17 protein-coding genes are annotated in these 20,729 nt (G+C 54.1%); 12 read left to right on the top strand and 5 right to left on the bottom strand.

Annotated features, from left to right (window positions below; genetic code table 11):
* The 9 genes from FDW94_RS02935 to ybaK all read left to right on the top strand — a co-directional run.
* Positions 1 to 750: ABC transporter substrate-binding protein (locus FDW94_RS02935; RefSeq protein ID WP_137377182.1), on the top strand; the 750-nt coding region annotated here is incomplete at its 5' end.
* Between the two features lie 18 nt (positions 751 to 768).
* Positions 769 to 2,106: a heme anaerobic degradation radical SAM methyltransferase ChuW/HutW gene (hutW, locus tag FDW94_RS02930; RefSeq protein WP_137377099.1), complete on the top strand. Its 1,338-nt coding sequence runs from the start codon at positions 769 to 771 to the stop codon at positions 2,104 to 2,106.
* A gap of 12 nt (positions 2,107 to 2,118) precedes the next feature.
* Positions 2,119 to 2,613: a heme utilization cystosolic carrier protein HutX gene (gene hutX, locus FDW94_RS02925; RefSeq protein WP_032942563.1), complete on the top strand. Its 495-nt coding sequence runs from the start codon at positions 2,119 to 2,121 to the stop codon at positions 2,611 to 2,613.
* Positions 2,613 to 3,236: an anaerobilin reductase gene (gene chuY / locus FDW94_RS02920; RefSeq protein ID WP_100272828.1), complete on the top strand. Its 624-nt coding sequence runs from the start codon at positions 2,613 to 2,615 to the stop codon at positions 3,234 to 3,236. Before hutX ends, chuY begins: the two co-directional genes overlap by 1 nt.
* Positions 3,237 to 3,287: 51 nt before the next feature.
* Positions 3,288 to 4,280: an iron ABC transporter permease gene (locus tag FDW94_RS02915; protein WP_048235958.1), complete on the top strand. Its 993-nt coding sequence runs from the start codon at positions 3,288 to 3,290 to the stop codon at positions 4,278 to 4,280.
* On the top strand, positions 4,277 to 5,047 hold the full coding sequence (locus FDW94_RS02910; protein ID WP_048235959.1) for a heme ABC transporter ATP-binding protein: 771 nt from the start codon (positions 4,277 to 4,279) through the stop codon (positions 5,045 to 5,047). Before FDW94_RS02915 ends, FDW94_RS02910 begins: the two co-directional genes overlap by 4 nt.
* Before the next feature lie 147 nt (positions 5,048 to 5,194).
* Complete coding sequence (gene copA, locus FDW94_RS02905) at positions 5,195 to 7,696, top strand: copper-exporting P-type ATPase CopA (RefSeq protein WP_137377098.1); 2,502 nt, start codon at positions 5,195 to 5,197, stop codon at positions 7,694 to 7,696.
* Positions 7,697 to 7,849: 153 nt separating this feature from the next.
* Positions 7,850 to 8,644 (top strand): TraB/GumN family protein, encoded by a 795-nt coding sequence (locus FDW94_RS02900; RefSeq protein ID WP_137377097.1) that lies wholly within the window; start codon positions 7,850 to 7,852, stop codon positions 8,642 to 8,644.
* 201 nt (positions 8,645 to 8,845) lie between these two features.
* Positions 8,846 to 9,325: a Cys-tRNA(Pro)/Cys-tRNA(Cys) deacylase YbaK gene (gene ybaK, locus FDW94_RS02895; protein WP_003831056.1), complete on the top strand. Its 480-nt coding sequence runs from the start codon at positions 8,846 to 8,848 to the stop codon at positions 9,323 to 9,325.
* A gap of 107 nt (positions 9,326 to 9,432) precedes the next feature.
* Here the strand turns inward: ybaK and ushA are convergent, their stop codons facing one another.
* Positions 9,433 to 11,085 carry a bifunctional UDP-sugar hydrolase/5'-nucleotidase UshA gene (gene ushA / locus FDW94_RS02890; RefSeq protein ID WP_103284819.1) on the bottom strand — a complete coding sequence of 551 codons (1,653 nt, stop codon included), beginning with the start codon at positions 11,083 to 11,085 and terminating at the stop codon, positions 9,433 to 9,435.
* A gap of 174 nt (positions 11,086 to 11,259) precedes the next feature.
* Between ushA and fsr the strand changes: the two genes are divergently transcribed.
* Positions 11,260 to 12,480 carry a fosmidomycin MFS transporter gene (gene fsr / locus FDW94_RS02885; protein WP_003021788.1) on the top strand — a complete coding sequence of 407 codons (1,221 nt, stop codon included), beginning with the start codon at positions 11,260 to 11,262 and terminating at the stop codon, positions 12,478 to 12,480.
* Positions 12,481 to 12,705: 225 nt separating this feature from the next.
* Positions 12,706 to 14,385 carry a YbaL family putative K(+) efflux transporter gene (gene ybaL, locus FDW94_RS02880; protein ID WP_003021783.1) on the top strand — a complete coding sequence of 560 codons (1,680 nt, stop codon included), beginning with the start codon at positions 12,706 to 12,708 and terminating at the stop codon, positions 14,383 to 14,385.
* Between the two features lie 45 nt (positions 14,386 to 14,430).
* On the opposite strand, the gene gsk is transcribed toward ybaL, so the two are convergent.
* Positions 14,431 to 15,735: an inosine/guanosine kinase gene (gene gsk, locus FDW94_RS02875; protein WP_003021781.1), complete on the bottom strand. Its 1,305-nt coding sequence runs from the start codon at positions 15,733 to 15,735 to the stop codon at positions 14,431 to 14,433.
* Positions 15,736 to 15,887: 152 nt separating this feature from the next.
* Here gsk and aes point away from each other — a divergent pair, with 152 nt between their 5' ends.
* On the top strand, positions 15,888 to 16,847 hold the full coding sequence (gene aes / locus FDW94_RS02870; RefSeq protein WP_003831053.1) for an acetyl esterase: 960 nt from the start codon (positions 15,888 to 15,890) through the stop codon (positions 16,845 to 16,847).
* Here the strand turns inward: aes and hemH are convergent.
* From hemH to htpG, 3 genes are all read right to left on the bottom strand, one after another.
* Entirely contained in the window at positions 16,844 to 17,806 is a 963-nt protein-coding gene (hemH, locus tag FDW94_RS02865; protein WP_137377096.1) for a ferrochelatase, read from the bottom strand. The two genes, aes and hemH, sit on opposite strands and share 4 nt — an antisense overlap.
* Before the next feature lie 163 nt (positions 17,807 to 17,969).
* Positions 17,970 to 18,614 (bottom strand): adenylate kinase, encoded by a 645-nt coding sequence (adk, locus tag FDW94_RS02860; RefSeq protein ID WP_003021773.1) that lies wholly within the window; start codon positions 18,612 to 18,614, stop codon positions 17,970 to 17,972.
* A gap of 231 nt (positions 18,615 to 18,845) precedes the next feature.
* Positions 18,846 to 20,720, bottom strand: coding sequence for a molecular chaperone HtpG (htpG, locus tag FDW94_RS02855; protein ID WP_032942554.1), 1,875 nt, complete (start codon positions 20,718 to 20,720; stop codon positions 18,846 to 18,848).
* Positions 20,721 to 20,729: the final 9 nt, after the last annotated feature.

Raw genomic sequence — 20,729 nt, 5'->3', positions numbered from 1 at the left:
GCGGGCGGCTCGCTTAGTGAACTGGTATACGCCATGGGCGTCGGCAACCGGGTGGTTGGCGTTGATGAAACCACCTCGTATCCGCCCGAAACTGCCGCACTCCCGCATATCGGCTACTGGAAGCAGTTAAGCAGCGAGGGCATTTTGTCGCTCCATCCGGACAGCTTTATCACCTGGCAGGATGCAGGTCCCCAAATCGTGTTGGATCAGTTGCGGGCGCAAAAGGTTAACGTCGTGACGTTGCCGCGCGTACCGGCCACCGTCGAACAGATGTACGCCAACATTCAAGAACTGGCTACAACACTGCACATTCCTGACCAAGGTGAGGCGCTAGTCAATCGCCTGCAGCAACGTCTGGAGCGTATTAAGCACAGCGTGGCGGCGAAAAACGCGCCGGTCAAAGCCATGTTCATTCTCTCTGCTGGTGGCAGCGCACCTCAGATCGCCGGAAAAGGCAGCGTTGCCGATGCCATTATGACCCTCGCAGGCGCACAAAATGTCGCCACCCATGCGCAGTATAAAAGCTACAGCGCGGAGTCACTGATCGCCGCCAACCCGGAGGTGATCGTGGTGACGTCGCAAATGGTCGATGGCGGTCTGGCTCGCCTGAGCGCGATTGCCGGTATTACCCACACTGCGGCCTGGAAAAACCAGCGCATTGTGGCGGTAGACCAGGCGCTGATTCTGGGAATGGGACCACGCGTCGCCGATGCGGTTGAAGCCCTGCACCAGCAATTCTGGCCTCACTAACTGGATTTATTAAGAAGAATGAAAACTGAACATTCGCTGGATCTCACCGCGCATTTTGCGCTCGAGGGAAGTCAGCCATTTAAGGATCGCCGCGCCACGATGCCCTGGCGTGGGGCGATCCCGGTTGCCAAAGAGCTATTGTCACAGACCTGGCAGGAGGTCATCAACCAGCCAACCCCACCGCGTAAACGGCTGGTGTACTTGCATATTCCTTTTTGTGCAACACATTGTACTTTCTGCAGTTTTTATCAAAACCGATTTGAAGAAGACAACTGCGCCCTCTACACCAACGCGCTGTTGCGCGAAATAGAGATGGAAGCTGATAGCGCATTACATCAGTCGGCCCCCATTCACGCCGTCTATTTTGGCGGCGGTACGCCTTCTGCGCTGTCTGCACAGGACCTGGCCAGAATCATTACCGCGCTGCGTGACAAGCTACCGTTGGCGCCGGACTGCGAAATCACCATTGAGGGACGGGTGCTCAATTTTGACGATGCGCGAATTGATGCCTGCCTTGACGCTGGCGCCAATAGATTTTCAATCGGTATTCAGTCTTTTAACAGCCGAATCCGCAAGAAAATGGCGCGTACTTCGGACGGCCCGACCGCGACGGCCTTTATGCAGGGACTGGTAAAACGAGATCGTGCCGCCGTGGTGTGCGATCTGCTGTTTGGTCTGCCAGGACAAGACGCAAAACTGTGGGGCGAGGATCTGGCGATTGCCCGCGACATCGGCCTCGACGGCGTAGATCTTTATGCGCTGAATCTGATCCCTAATACACCGCTTGGCAAAGCGGTTGAAACCGGGCGCACAACCGTTCCCTCTCCCGCCGAACGCCGCGATCTCTATCTTCAGGGCTGCGATTTCATGGACAGCGCGGGCTGGCGCTGCATCAGCAACAGCCACTGGGCGCGTACCACACGGGAACGCAATCTGTACAACCTGCTGATTAAACAGGGTGCAGACTGTCTGGCATTCGGCTCTGGCGCAGGAGGGTCAGTCAATGGCTATTCCTGGATGGTCGAGCGCAACCTGAATACATGGCATGAATCTATCGCCGCCGGAAAAAAACCGCTAATGATGATGATGCGCACCGCCGAGCGTGGTTTCCAGTGGCGACACACTCTCCAGGCCGGTATTGAGACGGCCCGCATTCCGCTGGATGAGCTGACGCCTCATGCACAAAAACTGGCCCCGCTACTGACCCAATGGCATCACGCAGGACTGACGCGAGATGCCAGCACCTGTGTACGCCTGACCAATGAAGGGCGTTTTTGGGCGAGCAATATTTTACAGTCTCTTGATGAACTGATTCAGGAACTTAACGCGCCGCGCATTGCGGTAGAGCAACCATAAAAGGAGTGAATAATGAGCCATGTCTCTTTACAGGATTTTTTGAAAACTGAGCCGGACGGTACGCTGGAAGCTATCGCCGCCCAGTACAACACTACATTGCTGGAGGTGGTGAAAAACCTCCCTTCCCCAACGCTGGTTTCCGGCAGTCAATTTGATACCGTCTGGGAAACCGTCTGCGAATGGGGCAAAGTCACCACCCTGGTCCATACTGCTGATGTCATTCTGGAATTCACCGGTGAATTACCTTCCGGGTTCCACCGCCACGGTTACTTCAACCTACGCGGCAAAAAAGGCATGACCGGTCATATCAAGGCAGAAAACTGCACGCATATTGCCCTGATTGAACGCAAATTTATGGGAATGGACACTGCGTCCATTCTCTTCTTCAACCAGGCGGGTAGCGCTATGTTCAAAATTTTCCTCGGTCGCGATGAGCATCGACAGCTGCTGGCCGAACAGGTCAGCGCCTTTCACACGTTGTCTTCATCTTTAAAGGAACATGCCTGATGGCTCCATGGCTTATTTTTGGTGCAGGTGGAAGCGGCGTCGGCGCGAAAACGCTGGAGCTCGCACTGGCGGAGCATCGTCCGGTGATTGCTGTCGTTCGCAATCCCCAGGTTGCTGCCGGGCTGCAGGAAAAAGGTGTGCAGGTCTTTATTGGCGACGCCTGCGACAGCCAGGTCACCGCCTGCGCCTGTCGCGCAGCGGGTCAGCATGCCACGGTGATCTCCTCCATGGGCGGTGCCCAGGATTATCTGGCGCACAGAACCGTCATTGATGAAGCAGAAAAAGCTGAGATCAAACGCATGATTCTGGTTACCTCTCTGGGCTGTGGCGACAGTTGGCCCTTTTTGTCCCCACGCGCCAGGGCCGCATTTGGCCAGGCCGTACGGGAAAAATCGTTGGCTGAAAGCTGGCTACAAACCAGTCTACTGGACTACGCCATTCTCCGCCCCGGCGGTTTGCTGAATGGTGAAGCCACAGGTCTGGCGCAACGCATACAGGCCGAGGAGTGTCATGGCTTTGTGATGCGCGCGGATGTTGCCAGGCACATTCACGAATTGGCCACGGCGCCGACACTCAATAACCAGATTTACAGTTTAGTTGAGCCGGGACTGAAACCCGCGTAAACCCCTCGCGGCGCGGAAACTTCGCGCCGCAAAGACGTTATGGAGCGTTGCGTGCTTAAGGACTCGCTTTCTTCCGTCAGCATTCTGACGGGCCTTTCTCTCTTGCTGGTCGCTCTGATGCTGTTCGGTGCCAGCCAGGGGGCGTTGAACATTAGCTTCAGCGCCCTGTTCAACGACGAATACCGAGATATCTGGTTGAACATCCGCCTGCCCCGCGTACTGCTGGCCGTTTTGGTCGGTGCTGCGCTGGCTACGGCAGGGGTCATTATGCAGGGACTTTTTCGCAATCCAATGGCCGATCCCGGCCTGCTTGGCGTCAGCAGCGGCTCCGCGCTGATGGTCGGCATCGCGATAGTTATCCCATTTTCATTCCCCGTAGTGCTGGTGTTGTACGAGCAGATGATTTTTGCCGTCGCGGGCAGCATGGTGGTCTGCACGATTATTTTCCTGATAAGTCAGCGTCATAACCACGGCGGAATGATGCAACTACTGTTAGCAGGTATCGCTATCAATGCTCTGTGCGGTTCGGCTATTGGTGTGCTGAGCTATGTGGGCGACGAACAGCAGCTACGTCAACTTACGCTGTGGATGATGGGGAATCTCGGCCAGGCCCAGTGGCCAACGCTGCTGGTTGCCAGCACGTTTGTTCTTCCAGCCATTGCAGTCACCGTCTGTATGGCGGGAACGCTTAATTTGCTGCAGTTGGGTGATGAAGAGGCGCATTACCTCGGCGTAAACGTCAAACGTAAGCGCCAGCAGTTACTGTTGCTCAGCTCGCTCCTGGTTGGCGCTGCCGTTTCCGTCAGCGGCGTGATTGGCTTTATTGGCCTGGTGATCCCGCATCTGATCAGAATGACTACCGGCGCCGATCATCGCTGGTTGATTCCTTGCTCTACGTTGGCCGGTGCCTGTTTACTTCTGATTGCCGACACGCTGGCCCGCACACTTGTTCAGCCTGCCGAAATGCCCGTTGGTCTGTTAACCAGCCTGATCGGTGGACCGTATTTCCTGTGGTTAATACTGCGTAGCCGGAGGATGTCATGATCGTCGCTGAAAATCTGGTCTACCACATTCAGGGCAGACGACTGACCGATGACGTTTCCGTGACGCTACCTGATGGAGAAATCATCGCGATTCTTGGCCCGAATGGGGCCGGAAAATCGACGCTGCTTCGCCAGCTTACGGGCTATCTGCAGCCCCACAGCGGGCGTTGTAGCTTGTTTGGCAAGCCGCTGAACGAGTGGTCAATCACCGAGCTGGCAAAAACCCGTGCCGTGATGCGCCAGAACAGTCATATGGCCTTCCCGTTTAGCGTGCAGGAGGTCATCCGCATGGGCAGGCATCCGTATCGTACGCGCAACACGGGCGATGAAACGGAGCACATCATGACGTTGTGTGACTGCCAGGCGCTGGCCGCGCGCGATTACCGGCATCTGTCGGGAGGAGAACAACAGCGGGTACAGCTGGCGCGTCTGCTGGTTCAACTTTGGGAGCCCGAACCCAGGCCAAAATGGTTGTTTCTCGATGAACCCACCTCCGCCCTGGATATTCACCACCAACAGCATCTTTTTCGTCTGCTGCGTCGTCTGGTAGGTGAACGACAGTTCAGCGTCTGCTGCGTCCTGCACGATCTCAACCTTGCGGCGCGCTATGCTGACCGCGTTGTATTGATGGAACGCGGCAGGATAGTTGATAACGGTCGTCCGCAGGATGTTCTGCAGCAATCGTCACTAAATGCACTGTACGGCGCCGATCTCACGGTGATGAATGAACCGCAGCATCGAACGCCGCTTATCGTTCTCAATCAATAACAGACCGGGAACGTGCTGACCTGACGTTCCCGTTTTTCTTCCTTTACGCCCTTTTTGCACCTTTTCTAAAAACTCCCTTGACCTTCCCCTAGATGGAAGGTTTAACCTTTATCACAGTCAGTTAATCCTGCAATAAAGGAGTTGGTTATGTCTCAAACAATCGATCTAACCCTGGACGGCTTGTCCTGTGGTCACTGCGTAAAACGCGTTAAAGAAAGTCTGGAGCAGCGCCCGGACGTTGAGCAAGCGGATGTCACTGTGACTGAAGCGCACATCACCGGGAGCGCCAGTGCTGAAGCGCTGATTGAAACCATCAAACAAGCCGGTTACGGCGCGGAGTTAAGCCACCCAAAGGCTAAACCGCTGACGGAGTCATCAATCCCGTCGGAAGCACTGGCAGCGGTCCCTTCCGAGCTTCCGGCAGCTACGGCTGATGATGACAGCCAACAGTTGCTGTTAAACGGCATGAGCTGCGCCAGCTGTGTTATCCGCGTACAAGATGCTCTGCAAAGCGTACCGGGTGTCACGCAGGCACGGGTAAACCTGGCGGAACGTACTGCGCTGGTAATGGGCAGTGCGTCCGCCGACCAGTTAGTGAAAGCGGTGGAAAAAGCGGGCTACGGCGCAGAAGCCATTGAAGATGATGTTAAGCGCCGCGAGCGTCAGCAAGAAACCGCCATAGCAACCATGAAACGTTTTCGCTGGCAGGCGGCCGTCGCGCTGCTGCTGGGTATCCCTGTCATGGTATGGGGAATGATTGGCGAAAACATGATGGTCACTGCCGACAACCGTAGCCTGTGGCTGACGATTGGTCTGGCAACGCTTGCCGTGATGGTTTTCGCGGGCGGTCATTTTTACCGCAATGCGTGGAAAAGCCTGATGAACGGCACCGCGACCATGGATACGCTGGTGGCGCTGGGTACGGGGGTGGCATGGCTTTATTCCATGAGCGTCAACCTCTGGCCGCAATGGTTCCCGATGGAAGCGCGACACCTCTATTATGAAGCCAGTGCGATGATTATCGGTCTGATTAACCTCGGGCACATGCTGGAAGCGCGGGCTCGCCAGCGTTCGTCCAAAGCACTGGAAAAATTACTCGATCTGACGCCGCCGACCGCGCGTGTTGTTACCGACGAAGGTGAAAAGAACGTGCCGCTGGCAGACGTTCAGGCGGGAATGTTGCTGCGCCTGACCACCGGTGACCGCGTTCCGGTAGATGGCGAAATCACTCAGGGAGAAGCCTGGCTGGATGAAGCCATGCTGACCGGAGAGCCTATTCCGCAACAAAAAGGCGAAGGCGATAGCGTCCACGCCGGTACGGTCGTACAGGACGGCAGCGTGCTGTTCCGCGCCAGTGCCGTTGGCAGCCATACCACGCTGTCACGCATTATTCGTATGGTGCGCCAGGCGCAAAGCAGTAAACCGGAGATTGGCAAACTAGCCGACCGTATCTCCTCAGTGTTCGTTCCGGTCGTCGTCGTCATTGCGCTGGTGAGTGCGGCAATCTGGTATTTCTTCGGGCCGGCACCACAAATTGTTTATACGCTGGTGATTGCCACTACCGTACTGATTATTGCCTGCCCTTGTGCGCTGGGCCTGGCAACACCAATGTCGATTATTTCCGGTGTGGGTCGTGCTGCTGAGTTTGGGGTTCTGGTACGTGATGCCGATGCGCTGCAGCGCGCCAGTACGCTTGATACCGTCGTATTTGATAAAACCGGGACATTGACTGAAGGTAAACCGCAGGTTGTCGCCATCAAAACGTTTGGCAACACCGATGAAGCACTGGCAATTCGTCTGGCTGCGGCCCTTGAACAGGGTTCCAGTCACCCGCTGGCCAGGGCGATTCTGGACAAAGCCGGTGATGTTACGCTGCCACAGGTCAACGGTTTCCGTACGCTGCGCGGTTTAGGCGTAAGCGGTGAAACGGAAGGTCATACGCTGCTGCTGGGCAACCAGGCACTGCTCAATGAGCAACAGGTAGATGCCACTGAAATGGAAGCTGAAATCACCGCTCAGGCATCCCAGGGTTCAACCCCGGTCCTGTTGGCGATTGATGGTAAAGCGGCGGCGCTGTTAGCGGTGCGTGATCCGCTGCGTAGCGACAGCGTGGCAGCACTTCAGCGTCTGCACCGCAACGGGTATCGTCTGGTGATGCTTACCGGTGACAACCCGACCACGGCTAACGCTATTGCCAAAGAAGCCGGTATTGATGAGGTGATTGCCGGTGTTCTGCCGGACGGTAAAGCCGAGGCGATTAAACGTCTGCAAAGCCAGGGGCGTCAGGTTGCCATGGTGGGTGACGGTATCAACGATGCACCTGCGCTGGCTCAGGCCGATGTAGGGATTGCCATGGGTGGCGGCAGCGATGTAGCGATTGAAACCGCCGCGATTACGCTGATGCGCCATAGCCTGATGGGCGTTGCGGATGCACTGTCTATCTCCCGGGCAACGTTGCGTAATATGAAGCAGAACCTGGTCGGCGCGTTTATTTATAACAGCATCGGTATTCCCGTTGCCGCGGGGATCCTGTGGCCGTTCACCGGAACACTGCTGAATCCGGTCGTTGCAGGAGCGGCGATGGCACTCTCCTCCATTACTGTGGTGAGCAACGCTAACCGACTGCTGCGCTTCAAACCGAAAGAGTAACCCTCTACCGCATGGCGCTCACGCTTATCCGGCCTACAAAGTGCAGGTAACATTGTAGGCTGGATAAGACGATTTCGCGTCGCCATCCGGCGATTCTCGCATTGCACCTTCCTGGACCACGCGCTAGCATGAAAGTCTACTTAGGGAGGTCGTATGGATCTGTTATACCGGGTAAAAACATTTTTCACCGCGCTACGCGGCAACCACTATACCTGGCCTGCCATCGACATTTCATTGCCCGGCAACCGCCATTTTCATCTGATTGGCAGTATTCACATGGGCAGTCGCGATATGGCACCTCTGCCTGCCAAATTACTCAAAAAACTCAACCATGCCGACGCGCTGATTGTCGAAGCGGATGTTTCCGGTGACGACGCGCCGTTTGCTAACCTTCCTACATTTGCCGCACTCGAAGAACGTATCAGCCCGGAGCAGTTAGAAAACCTGCGTAAAGTCACCAACGAACTGGGTATTTCCCCATCGCTGTTATCTACTCAGCCGTTGTGGCAAATCGCCATGGTATTACAGGCGACACAGGCACAGCAGTTGGGTCTACGGGCAGAATACGGGATTGATTACCAATTGCTGAAAGCGGCAAAACAAGCGCATAAACCCGTTATCGAACTGGAGGGCGCATCCAGTCAAATCGAGCTGTTATGTCAGTTGCCTGATAACGGGCTGGCCCTGTTGGACGATACTCTGACGCACTGGCATACCAATGCCAGATTGTTGCAACAAATGATGGGCTGGTGGCTTAAAACACCGCCACGCAATAGCGAACTGACGCTTCCCAATACCTTTAGCCAGTCGTTGTATGACGTATTGATGCATCAACGCAACACAGCCTGGCGCAATCGGCTCAGGGCGATGCCTGCTGGTCATTACGTCGTGGCCGTTGGCGCGCTACATCTGTACGGAGAGGGAAATTTGCCGGAGATGTTACGGTAAAAAAAATGGCCAATATTTCTATTGGCCCGTCAAAGAGGAATTTCATCATTATTATGATCCCAATGCTTAAAGCATCGGTGTAGTTCGATTGTCGCTCAAAGTCATCATCCTGCCAATACTATTGCGCAAGATGGTACTATTTTTTAGACAGACATCAGGCGTATGCTTGAGTCGTATTTTGTCTGGTCCAGGAAAATTGCTATGACACCCGCCGTTAAATTACTCGAAAAAAACAAAATTTCTTTCCAGATCCACACCTACGATCACGATCCGTCCGAGACGAACTTTGGTGATGAAGTGGTGCGCAAGTTAGGTCTGAATGCGGACCAGGTCTACAAAACGCTGCTGGTTGCCGTGAATGGCGATATGAAGCATCTGGCAGTTGCGGTCACGCCTGTAGCCGGTCAATTGGATCTCAAAAAGGTCGCTAAGGCTCTGGGGGCTAAAAAGGTTGATATGGCCGATCCAATGGTTGCGCAACGAACCACCGGTTATCTGGTGGGGGGGATCAGCCCATTAGGACAGAAAAAGAGATTGCCAACGCTCATTGATGCCCCTGCCCAGACGTTTGACACCATTTATGTTTCCGGCGGCAAACGCGGGCTGGATATCGAACTGGCAGCGGGCGATCTGGCGAAAATTCTGGATGCGAAATTCGCCGACATCGCACGCCGCGATTAAGCGGTTATAGAATGATTGCCTGATGGCGCGCAGCTTTAAGGCCTACAAATCGCACTGACCTGTAGGCCGGATAAGGTGCCCGCACCGCCATCCGGCACTCCGCCCTGTTACTGCCAGGTAACTTCCCCCTTCGGCTCATACACACTGGCATCCAGCGGTGAGTTCTTCTGCACGAACTCTTTCAGCACTTCTGCATCAATAAACCCGGTATTCACATAGCCTGGTTTGTTATCAATTCGCGGATAGCCATCGCCGCCGGTTGCGTTGAAGCTTAGCGTTGCCATACGATAGGTTTTGGCTGGGTCAACGGGTTCGCCTTTGATTTTCAAATCGTTAAGCTTGCCGTCTTTCGCCACAAAGCTGACGTTGGCAAACTGTGGATAGGCCCCGGAGTCCGGCTTCATTTGCGCCACGGCGGTCAGATAGTCAATCACCTCTTTCCCGCTCATGTCGGCATACACCACGATGTTTCCGAACGGCTGTACTTTCAGCACGCTCTTATAAGTGATATCGCCGCCTTCGATGGAATCACGGATGCCACCGCCGCTCATCACGCCAAAATCAGCGCTGGTTCGCGCCATTTGCGCAGCCAGCAGCAAATGTCCCATGTTGGTCTGCACGAAACGGACTTTGCTTCGGTCGCCTTCGAGGCGCGCATTGACGCTACCTATTTTCACGTCGAGCTGCGCTTTACCTTTATTCTGGAACGGCGTCAGCAACGAAAGCATTTGCTGATTTTCAGCTATTTCCGGGGTGTAGAGTACGCGCTCACTTTTACCGTTGTCCCAGGTCACTTTTTTCTTCAGGTTGACGGGAATGAGCTGGTAGTTGACCATTTTCATTTCGCCGTTACGGAACTCAAAGTCCGCCCGGCCCACATATTTCCCCCACTCGTGCGCCTGCACAATCCAGATCCCATTTTGCTTGTCTGGCGCACACGGCGTACCTGGTACGTAATCAACCTGCTTCTTGTTCTCTGAAGCCATACACACCGGATCCTGCGAGTGACCACCTACAATCATCGCCAGCGATCCCGCCGGCAGGCTACGCGCCATTTCGACATCGCCAGGGGCATTCGAGCCGTGGTTGCCGTTGTCATAATGTCCCATATGGGTGGTCGCGATAATGATGTCTGGCTTTTCACCCATATTCAGTTCCTGGATAACCAGTTTGGCTTCATCAGCAGGTTTACGGAACTCAATATCGGTAAAGAACTCGGGGTTGCCTATTTTCGCCGTATCGTCGGTGGTTAAACCGAGTACAGCAATTTTTAAATCCTGGCGCTTAAAGATGGCCCACGGCTTAAACAAACGCTCGCCGGTGCTTTTCTGATAGATATTGGCCGAGAGAAACGGGAATTTGGACCATTTTTCCTGCTGGCGCAGTACGGTCATGGGATTATCAAACTCGTGGTTTCCGACCGCCATCGCGTCATAGCCAATCAGGTTCATCCCACGAAAATCAGGTTCCGCATCCTGCAGATCGGACTCCGGTACGCCTGTATTAATGTCGCCACCGGAAAGCAGCAGTACGCTGCCCCCTTCCTCTGCCACCTCTTTACGAATACCGTCCACCAGCGTTTTTTGCGCCGCCAGTCCGTATTCTCCGTATTCGCTGCGCCAGAAGTGACCGTGATGATCGTTGGTATGCAGAATGGTAATTTTGTAGGTTTTATCTTTTTCGTACGCTTGTGCAGGCTGACCTGCCAGCGTAAATGCGGCTAATAACGCCAGCGCCACGCCCCGTTTTAAAAACTTCATATTTCTCTCCCTGAGCCAAAATCAACGACTGAAATTACAATGATATGAAATAATAGTCGAAAATGTTTTCAGAAATGAGACTTCCTTCAAACACCTTCCGCAGGTATGTTAGTCAGGTAATAATAACAAAATAGATTACCCTCATAATCGCAACCCAAACAGAAGTGACTTTCTATGGCAATAAGTGAACCAACCCAGCCTGTGGCTGGCGCGTCAGCGTCGGTTGCTAAAGCACGCACCTCATTTGGCATTTTAGGAGCGATCAGCCTCTCCCATCTGCTAAACGATATGATTCAGTCGCTGATCCTGGCGATTTATCCGCTATTGCAGTCAGAGTTCTCGCTAACGTTCATGCAGATCGGGATGATCACCCTAACCTTCCAGCTTGCTTCCTCGCTGCTGCAACCGGTGGTGGGTTACTGGACGGACAAATACCCGATGCCGTGGTCGCTGCCCATAGGGATGTGCTTCACGCTGAGCGGGCTTGTTTTGCTGGCTATGGCCGGCAGCTTCCATATGGTGTTGCTCGCCGCGGCGCTGGTTGGCACCGGCTCTTCGGTATTTCATCCGGAATCGTCCCGCGTGGCACGCATGGCCTCCGGTGGTCGTCACGGCCTGGCACAGTCAATTTTCCAGGTTGGCGGCAACTTCGGCAGCTCTCTGGGACCCTTGCTGGCAGCTGTCATCATCGCGCCATATGGTAAGGGTAATGTGGCCTGGTTTGTTCTGGCTGCGTTATTAGCGATTGTCGTCCTGGCACAAATCAGCCGTTGGTATGCCGCGCAGCATCGGATGAGTAAAGGAAAACCGAAAGTCGCCATCGTCAATCCGTTACCGCGCAATAAAGTGGTGCTGGCGGTAAGCATCCTGCTGGTGCTGATTTTCTCCAAATACTTCTATATGGCGAGCATCAGCAGCTATTACACCTTTTATCTGATGCAAAAATTCGGATTATCGGTACAAAACGCCCAGTTTCACCTGTTTGCCTTCCTGTTTGCCGTCGCGGCCGGGACGGTGATTGGCGGACCATTAGGCGATAAAATTGGCAGAAAATATGTTATTTGGGGGTCTATCCTCGGCGTTGCGCCATTTACCCTCGTTTTACCCTACGCAACGCTGGAATGGACCGGGATTTTAACCGTGATCATTGGTTTTATCCTCGCATCGGCGTTTTCTGCTATTTTGGTGTACGCGCAGGAGCTGCTTCCTGGGCGTATCGGCATGGTTTCTGGGCTATTTTTCGGTTTTGCCTTCGGTATGGGCGGCCTGGGAGCCGCGGTGCTAGGGCTGATAGCCGACCATACCAGCATCGATTTGGTCTACAAAATATGTGCTTTCCTGCCACTTCTGGGGATACTGACCATATTCTTACCTGATAACCGACACAAAGCCTGATTTTCTGACGGCCAAAAGTAAATTTTGGCCGTCATTACTTGCAGTAGCCATCAGCCTTTACCTCTCACATATCACCGTACTTTTCCGATCCGTGCTTTTTTACGCTTAAAATCCCGTTTTCTTCAAAATTCAATAATTATTCATAAACATAAACATTAAAATTGTCATAAACTATTACTCGTAGTTTGGGTTTTCAGGATCATCACAGCAACCAAAGGAGACGGAATGCATCACGCCACCCCGCTTATCACCACCATTGTCGGCGGCCTTGTGCTCGCTTTTATATTAGGCATGATTGCCAATAAACTGCGTATTTCTCCTCTGGTGGGATATCTGTTAGCGGGCGTTCTGGCCGGTCCATTTACACCTGGTTTTGTTGCTGATACTAAGCTCGCGCCTGAGCTGGCTGAGCTTGGCGTTATTCTGCTGATGTTCGGCGTGGGGCTGCACTTTTCGTTGAAGGATTTGATGGCGGTAAAGTCTATCGCCATTCCCGGCGCGATTGCCCAGATAGCAGTGGCAACGCTGCTGGGTATGGCGCTTTCAGCCGTATTAGGCTGGTCGCTGATGGTGGGGATCGTGTTTGGTCTGTGTCTTTCAACAGCCAGTACCGTGGTGCTACTGCGCGCGCTTGAAGAACGACAGCTCATTGACAGCCAGCGCGGGCAAATTGCCATTGGCTGGTTGATTGTCGAAGATCTGATGATGGTGCTGACGCTGGTTCTCCTGCCAGCCGTCGCCGGGATGCTGGAAAAAGAAGATGTCGGCTTCGCCTCGCTGGCCGTCGATATGGGCATTACCATCGGTAAGGTGGTGGCGTTTATCGCGATTATGATGCTGGTGGGTCGTCGTCTGGTACCGTGGATTATGGCCCGCAGCGCCGCAACCGGTTCACGCGAACTGTTTACCCTCTCAGTCCTCGCCCTCGCCTTAGGTATCGCCTTTGGCGCAGTAGAGCTGTTCGATGTCTCCTTTGCGCTGGGCGCGTTCTTCGCCGGTATGGTGCTGAATGAATCTGAACTAAGCCACCGTGCGGCGCATGATACTCTGCCGCTGCGCGATGCGTTCGCCGTGCTGTTCTTCGTTTCCGTCGGGATGCTGTTCGATCCGTTAGTTCTGATCCAGCAGCCGTTGGCGGTACTGGGCACGCTGGCGATTATCATCTTTGGTAAATCCCTTGCCGCCTATTTCCTGGTGCGCCTGTTTGGTCACTCCCAACGCACGGCGCTCACCATTGCCACCAGCCTGGCGCAGATTGGTGAATTTGCCTTTATCCTGGCGGGTCTGGGAATGGCGTTAAACCTGCTGCCGCAGGCCGGACAGAATCTGGTGCTGGCCGGGGCAATCCTGTCCATCATGCTCAACCCGGTGCTGTTTGCGGTGTTAGAAAAATACCTCGCCAAAACAGAAACGCTGGAGGAGCAGACGCTGGAAGAGGCCATCGAAGAAGAGAAGCAAATTCCGGTGGATATCTGCAATCATGCCTTGCTGGTTGGCTTTGGTCGCGTCGGCAGCCTGCTGGGTGAGAAATTGATGGCTGCAGGGATCCCGCTGGTGGTGATCGAAACCTCGCGTACCCGGGTGGATGAACTGCGCGAGCGTGGGATCCGCGCGGTACTGGGAAATGCCGCCAACGAAGAGATTATGAATCTGGCGCATCTGGATTGCGCGCGCTGGCTGCTGTTGACCATCCCCAATGGTTATGAAGCGGGTGAAATTGTCGCTTCCGCACGTGAGAAATGCCCGTCGATTGAGATTATCGCCCGCGCGCATTATGACGATGAGGTGGAATATATTACCGAACGCGGCGCCAACCAGGTCGTCATGGGTGAGCGTGAAATCGCCCGCACCATGCTGGAGCTGATTGAAACGCCGCCTGCAGGTGAAGTTGCTACGGCCAGTTAATGTCCGTGCCGGATAGCGTTATCGCTTATCCGGCCTATACAAGATTTAACGGTCCCAGTACGACTCTTCTAGACTGTCTTCACGTTCCGGCAAACCGCGCGTCAGGCGCGGTGAATGCTGGTTCAGCACCTGATAACTCACGCGATTAGCATACTTACACACCTGGGCTAACGACGAATAGGTCAGCCAGGTGAACTTGTGCTTGCTGGAGTTAGGCACGTTGCTGCGGTGATAGCTGTTGGCGGTAATATCATGCAGCAATGCCGCCAGCGCGCCATCACCCGCGCCGTTGGTATTCATTATCTTTTCAGGTCCGCCCATATACGGTGCGATGTGCGAATACACGCGCAGCGGATTGGTACAGTCTTTATGGCGCATGGCGCGGCTGAATTCGTACTGGTTAAATTCGGCAATAGCACCGGGCAGCAGCGGATGCTGGGTTTTACGTTTGACTTCTTCTTCCGTAAAGCCCGCCATATACAGACCCGCCGGACCCGCAGTGCACAGCACCAGATCCACCCAATCCAGCGCCTTGTCAGACGCCAGCAGCGGGTCGTTTTCGCCGGTCAGCGCTTCAGCCTCTTCTTCATTCATCGCCAGAATGGAGACATGCTCTTTCAGGAATGCCTGCCACCACTGTGGGTTATCGGCAATGACGAATTTGGTGCCCAGGGTCAGAACCACCGGCACATTGTGTTTTTTGGCATATTCAATCGCCTTCATGGTTGCTTCCGGCATCGGCTCACCCGGTTCGCAGCGCACCAGATAGGACGTCAGCACCAGCGCGGACGCTCCGGCAATCACCGATTCAGGGATGCTATCCGCTCGTAGCTTATTCATATGCCCAGGGCTGATTGCGAAGGTACGCTCACCTGACTCGCCAATCAGCGTAAAGCAGCGGCCAATCGGTCCGTTAACGCCTTGCAGGTAGTTCAGGTCGGTACGGCTGGAGGTATTGCATAAATAGCGGTACGCATAGCTGCCAATCTCGATATTGCTGCACATCACGCCCAGCAGCACCGAACGGTCATCCGCCAGTACAGAGTAGTTGTGCATCGTGTTACCGATAGTACCGCCCGCAAACTGATGGGTGATCAAGTTTTCACGCACCAGTTCCTGGTAGAGCGCTTCTGCGACATCATCGGCAATCACCAGAGAATGCCCGGCGCTTAATCCATAACGTTTTACAAAGTCATCATCCACTTTGGCTTCAATATCCACCAGCGTCTGGTCGATACCCACCACCCAGGCTGCGCTGGTTTCATTTTCTGGCTGAATTTGTTGCAGCAACGGATCGCGCGCGCTGACGGGAAAATAGTGTTTGGATTTGCGTTTACCGGGAAATTTCATGGTCGATTTTACGGGTGGTTAACTGAGCGATGCATGGTAGCACATTCCCTGCCACGCATGCGATGCGGCGCTAAGTTTCAATATCAGACGGTGAGATCGCAGTTTATACGGGATTAATTTCTACAATAACTCACCTTCACAAGGAGCGTTTTATGAAGCCGGAAAACAAGATCCCCGTACTCGACAGAATTTCGGATGAAATGAAAAGCGTGGTGAATTTTCATCGCGACGATCTGCCGCCGTGGCCCGCTGCAGATGACTTCGTGGCCCAGCGCCAACACTACATTCATGAACGGCAGTTGTGGAATGCCGATGCCCCAGAGATGAATACCCGCGAATGCGTTATTTCTACCGCATGCGGCCCCGTGGCCACACGTATTTACTCACCGCAGCCTCATAGCCTGGCAACGTTGTATTATCTGCACGGCGGCGGTTTTATTCTCGGTAATCTGGATACCCACGACCGTATTATGCGCTTGCTGGCGCGCTATACGCAGTGCACGGTAATTGGTATCGACTATTCACTTGCGCCGGAAGCCCGTTTCCCGCAAGCCATTGAAGAGATTGCCGCCGTCTGCCAGTATTTTCATCAGCACGCTGGCGACTATTCTCTTAATGTGAATCATATCGGTTTTGCGGGCGATTCCGCCGGAGCCATGCTGGCGCTTGCCAGTGCGCTGTGGCTGCGGGATAAACGCATTGTCTGCGGCAAGGTGGCTGGGGTGCTGTTGTGGTATGGACTTTACGGCCTGCAGGATTCACTGAGCCGACGGCTGATGGGCGGAGCGTGGGATGGGTTAACCCGCGAGGACTTGCAGATGTACGAAAACGCGTACCTGCGTAGCGCTGACGATCGCGAGTCACCGTATTATTGCCTGTTTAATAACGATCTGACGCGTGACGTGCCACCGTGTTTTATCGCTGGCGCTGAGTTTGATCCGCTGATTGACGATAGCCGCTTACTATTCCAGACGTTGCAGGCGCATCAGCAGCCCTGCCAGTACAAAATGTACCCCGGTACGCTGCACGCCTTCCTGCACTATTCGCGAATGATGAAAACCGCCGACGATGCGTTGCGGGAAGGCGCTCGTTACTTCAGAGCCCAGCTTTAACGGTAAGCGTCGGTCAGTTTAACCATCATTTCGATATGTTCCGGTGCGGCATTAAGCGCCGGAATATACTCATATTGCTTACCGCCAGCCTCGAGGAAAACCTCCCGGTTTTGTACCGCTATCTCTTCCAGCGTTTCGAGGCAATCTGCCGAGAAGCCCGGACACATAACCTGGATATGTTGTGTCCCTTTCTCCGCCAGCATTTTTAACGTTTCGTCGGTATACGGCGTCAGCCACGGTTCGCGACCAAAGCGAGACTGGAAGGTCATCATTACTTTTTCTGGCGGCAGACCAAGCGCTGAAACCAGCTCTCGGGTGGTATCGCGACAGCGCTGCGGGTAGTCATCGCCTTCATCGGCGTAACGCTGCGGAATGCCGTGATAGGAGAGCAGCAGCAAATCAGGTTCACCGTGTTGAGCAAATGAATCCCGGGCACTCTTCGCCAGCGCATCGATGTAGCTGCTGTCATCGGCGTAATCACGAATAAATGAAACGCCAGGAATACCGCGTTTACGCGCTAAGATACGGGCCAGTTCGTCCCAGACTGCCGCCACCGTCGAACAGGAATATTGCGGGTACAGCGGTAACACCACCATGTGTTCAACCCCGCTTGCCAACAGTTCATCGACCGCGCTTTCAAGCGACGGCGAACCGTAGCTCATTCCCAGCGCAACAGGGGTATTTGGTAGGCGTTCTGCCAGGGCCCGCTGTTGTGCCTTGCTATAAACCATCAGCGGGGAACCATCTTCCATCCAGATTGACTGGTACAGCTTGGCTACGCGTGGCGCACGCAACGGTAAAATCACCCCGCGCAGCAACGGCCACCACAGTGCAGGTGACGTATCAACTACGCGTGGATCGCTTAAAAACTGGCGCAGGTAGCGCTTAACGGCTTCGGGGGTTGGGGCATCGGGAGTGCCGAGGTTTGCCAGCAGGATACCGGTTTTCGTCTGACGCATTACCGCCTCTTATCGATTCAAATTGTTGATAATTGTAGCGGAAAAGCGATAAAGAAGAACTAATTGCTGTGAGAGGTAAGACGAGAATTTGCCTGATGGCGCTACGCTTATCAGGCCTACGCGATAATGGCAGGCCTGATAAGAGGTTTATTACGCGAAAAAATTAGCCGAGGATTTTTTCCAGCGCTGCGCGCACGTCAGCAACGGCCTGAGTACCATCAACTTTCGCGTATTTGGTGTTACCCGCCTGCGCTTCTTTAGAGTAGTAGCCGATCAGCGGAGCGGTCATCTGATGGTATTCCACCAGGCGCTTACGTACAGTTTCTTCTTGATCGTCTTTACGGGTGGTCAGCTCTTCGCCGGTCACGTCATCTTTACCTTCAACCTTAGGCGGGTTGAATTTGATGTGGTAAACGCGGCCAGAAGCAGCGTGTACGCGACGACCCACGATACGGTCAACGATCAGTTCGTCAGGAACATCGAACTCCAGAACGTAGTCCACGTTGATGCCCGCTTCTTTCATGGCGTCTGCCTGCGGAATAGTACGCGGGAAGCCATCCAGCAGGAAACCATTACGGCAGTCTTCCTGAGCAATACGCTCTTTTACCAGCGCGATCACCAGCTCATCAGTCACCAGCTTACCGGCGTCCATGATGTCTTTCGCTTGTTTGCCCAGCTCGGAGCCAGATTTCACGGCGGCACGCAGCATATCACCGGTGGAGATTTGCGGAATACCATACTTCTCCATGATGAACTGAGCCTGAGTTCCTTTACCCGCGCCCGGAGCGCCAAGCAGAATGATACGCATTACGAAAATCCCCTTAAAGGTTGTCGATATTTTTTAAAAAGCGCTAAACGATACCACCATCACGCAATTGGCTCAAGAAAGACGCCCGACGCTGAAACGGTTAACGGTGGGAAAATTAAAAATAAGGCGAGAAAATGCCGGATGGCGGTGGAAACACCGTATCCGGCATACTATTACGAGATGCTGTAGGCCGGATAAGCGTTAACGCCATCCGGCATTACATTACGGGTATCAGGACACCAGCAACTGGTTCATACGACGGATGAACTGGTTAGGGTCTTCCAGCGTGCCGCGCTCAGCAAACAGCGCCTGATCCAGCAGCAGTTCGACCCACTCTTTGAACTGCGCTTCGTCCTGGGTATCTGCCGTGCGTTTTACCAGCACGTGGTCCGGGTTGAGTTCAAAGATATATTTCACTTCCGGTACGGCCTGGCCCGCAGCGGCAAACAGTTTCGCCATCTGGGTGCTCATTTCATCCGCATCGGTGGTGACGATGGCTGGCGTGTCGGTCAGACGGTGAGTCAGACGCACTTCTTTCACGCGGTCGCCCAGCAGGGTTTTCACGCGCTCAACGAACGGCGTCAGCGCTTTTTCCGCTTCTTTTGCCGATTCATCAACTTCATCCGCCAGCTTGTCGATGGACTCGTCAGCTTTGGCAACAGACTGGAATGCCTTACCGTCGAACTCGGTCAGGTAGTTCATCATCCACTCATCGATGCGGTCAGAAAGCAGCAGCACTTCGATGCCTTTCTTACGCAGCAGTTCCAGGTGCGGGCTGCTCTTCGCTGCCGCATAGCTGTCTGCGGTGATGTAGTAGATTTTCTCCTGCCCTTCTTTCATACGCGACACGTAGTCTTCCAGCGACACGGTCTGTGCGGAGGAGTCAGTGTGCGTAGACGCGAAGCGCATCAGCTTAGCGATCGTTTCCTGGTTGGCGTGATCTTCCGCCGGGCCTTCTTTCAGTACCAGGCCGAACTGTTTCCAGAAGGTCTGGTATTTTTCCGCGTCGTCTTTCGCCAGTTTTTCCAGCATCTGCAGTACGCGTTTGGTCAGCGCGCTGCGCAGGTTACGGGTGACGGTGCTATCCTGCAGGATCTCACGGGAAACGTTCAGCGGCAGATCGTTGGAATCTATCAGACCGCGCACAAAGCGCAGGTAGTTCGGCATGAACTGCTCGGCGTCGTCCATAATAAACACACGCTGGACGTACAGTTTCAGACCATGCTTGTGATCGCGGTTCCACATATCCCACGGAGCCTGGGACGGGATGTACAGCAGGCTGGTGTACTCCTGCTTACCTTCCACACGGTTGTGGCTCCAGGTCAGCGGGTCAGTGAAGTCGTGGGCGATGTGCTTGTAGAACTCGTTGTATTCGTCGTCTTTGATTTCCGACTTGTTACGGGTCCACAGCGCCTGCGCTTTGTTGATCTTTTCCCAGGAAACCACGGTCTCGCCGTCTTTTTCTTCGGATTTTTCGATCTCTACCGGCAGCGCGATATGGTCGGAATATTTGCTGATGATGGAACGTACGCGCCAGTCATCAAGGAACTCATCTTCGCCTTCACGCAGATGCAGGGTGATTTCGGTGCCACGATCGTCTTTGGTGATGTCGGCAACGGTGTACTCGCCTTCGCCCGCAGATTCCCAGAACACGCCGTTTTCCGGCTTATCGCCCGCAGCGCGGGTACGCACGGTGACTTTGTCCGCCACGATGAACGCAGAGTAGAAACCCACCCCGAACTGGCCGATCAACTGGCTGTCTTTCGCCTGATCGGATCCCATGGATTCGAGGAAAGATTTAGTACCGGATTTCGCAATGGTCCCCAGATGATCGATAACGTCATCACGGTTCATCCCCACGCCGTTATCGGCAATGGTCAACGTACGTTTATCTTTATCGAAGGAAACACGTACACGCAGCTCACCGTCGCCTTCATACAGGTCCGGGTTAGACAGGGCGCGGAAACGCAGCTTGTCTGCCGCATCCGAGGCGTTAGAGATAAGCTCACGCAGGAAGATTTCTTTATTGGAATACAGAGAATGGATCATCAGGTGCAGAAGCTGTTTTACTTCTGACTGAAAACCACGAGTTTCTTGTCCTTTCATGTAGATCTA

The organism is Citrobacter sp. wls757 (assembly GCF_005280935.1).
GTDB lineage: Bacteria > Pseudomonadota > Gammaproteobacteria > Enterobacterales > Enterobacteriaceae > Citrobacter > Citrobacter portucalensis.
This window is presented reverse-complemented; position numbering and strand designations above follow the sequence as displayed.

Excerpts from the sequence above, each read along its gene's own strand:
- htpG (WP_032942554.1), bottom strand. The coding sequence starts at position 20,720 with ATGAAAGGACAAGAAACTCGTGGTTTTCAGTCAGAAGTAAAACAGCTT.
- aes (WP_003831053.1), top strand. The coding sequence starts at position 15,888 with ATGAAGCCGGAAAACAAGATCCCCGTACTCGACAGAATTTCGGATGAA.
- adk (WP_003021773.1), bottom strand. The coding sequence starts at position 18,614 with ATGCGTATCATTCTGCTTGGCGCTCCGGGCGCGGGTAAAGGAACTCAG.
- FDW94_RS02910 (WP_048235959.1), top strand. The coding sequence starts at position 4,277 with ATGATCGTCGCTGAAAATCTGGTCTACCACATTCAGGGCAGACGACTG.
- hemH (WP_137377096.1), bottom strand. The coding sequence starts at position 17,806 with ATGCGTCAGACGAAAACCGGTATCCTGCTGGCAAACCTCGGCACTCCC.
- hutW (WP_137377099.1), top strand. The coding sequence starts at position 769 with ATGAAAACTGAACATTCGCTGGATCTCACCGCGCATTTTGCGCTCGAG.
- ybaL (WP_003021783.1), top strand. The coding sequence starts at position 12,706 with ATGCATCACGCCACCCCGCTTATCACCACCATTGTCGGCGGCCTTGTG.
- chuY (WP_100272828.1), top strand. The coding sequence starts at position 2,613 with ATGGCTCCATGGCTTATTTTTGGTGCAGGTGGAAGCGGCGTCGGCGCG.
- ybaK (WP_003831056.1), top strand. The coding sequence starts at position 8,846 with ATGACACCCGCCGTTAAATTACTCGAAAAAAACAAAATTTCTTTCCAG.
- gsk (WP_003021781.1), bottom strand. The coding sequence starts at position 15,735 with ATGAAATTTCCCGGTAAACGCAAATCCAAACACTATTTTCCCGTCAGC.
- copA (WP_137377098.1), top strand. The coding sequence starts at position 5,195 with ATGTCTCAAACAATCGATCTAACCCTGGACGGCTTGTCCTGTGGTCAC.
- hutX (WP_032942563.1), top strand. The coding sequence starts at position 2,119 with ATGAGCCATGTCTCTTTACAGGATTTTTTGAAAACTGAGCCGGACGGT.
- fsr (WP_003021788.1), top strand. The coding sequence starts at position 11,260 with ATGGCAATAAGTGAACCAACCCAGCCTGTGGCTGGCGCGTCAGCGTCG.
- FDW94_RS02900 (WP_137377097.1), top strand. The coding sequence starts at position 7,850 with ATGGATCTGTTATACCGGGTAAAAACATTTTTCACCGCGCTACGCGGC.
- ushA (WP_103284819.1), bottom strand. The coding sequence starts at position 11,085 with ATGAAGTTTTTAAAACGGGGCGTGGCGCTGGCGTTATTAGCCGCATTT.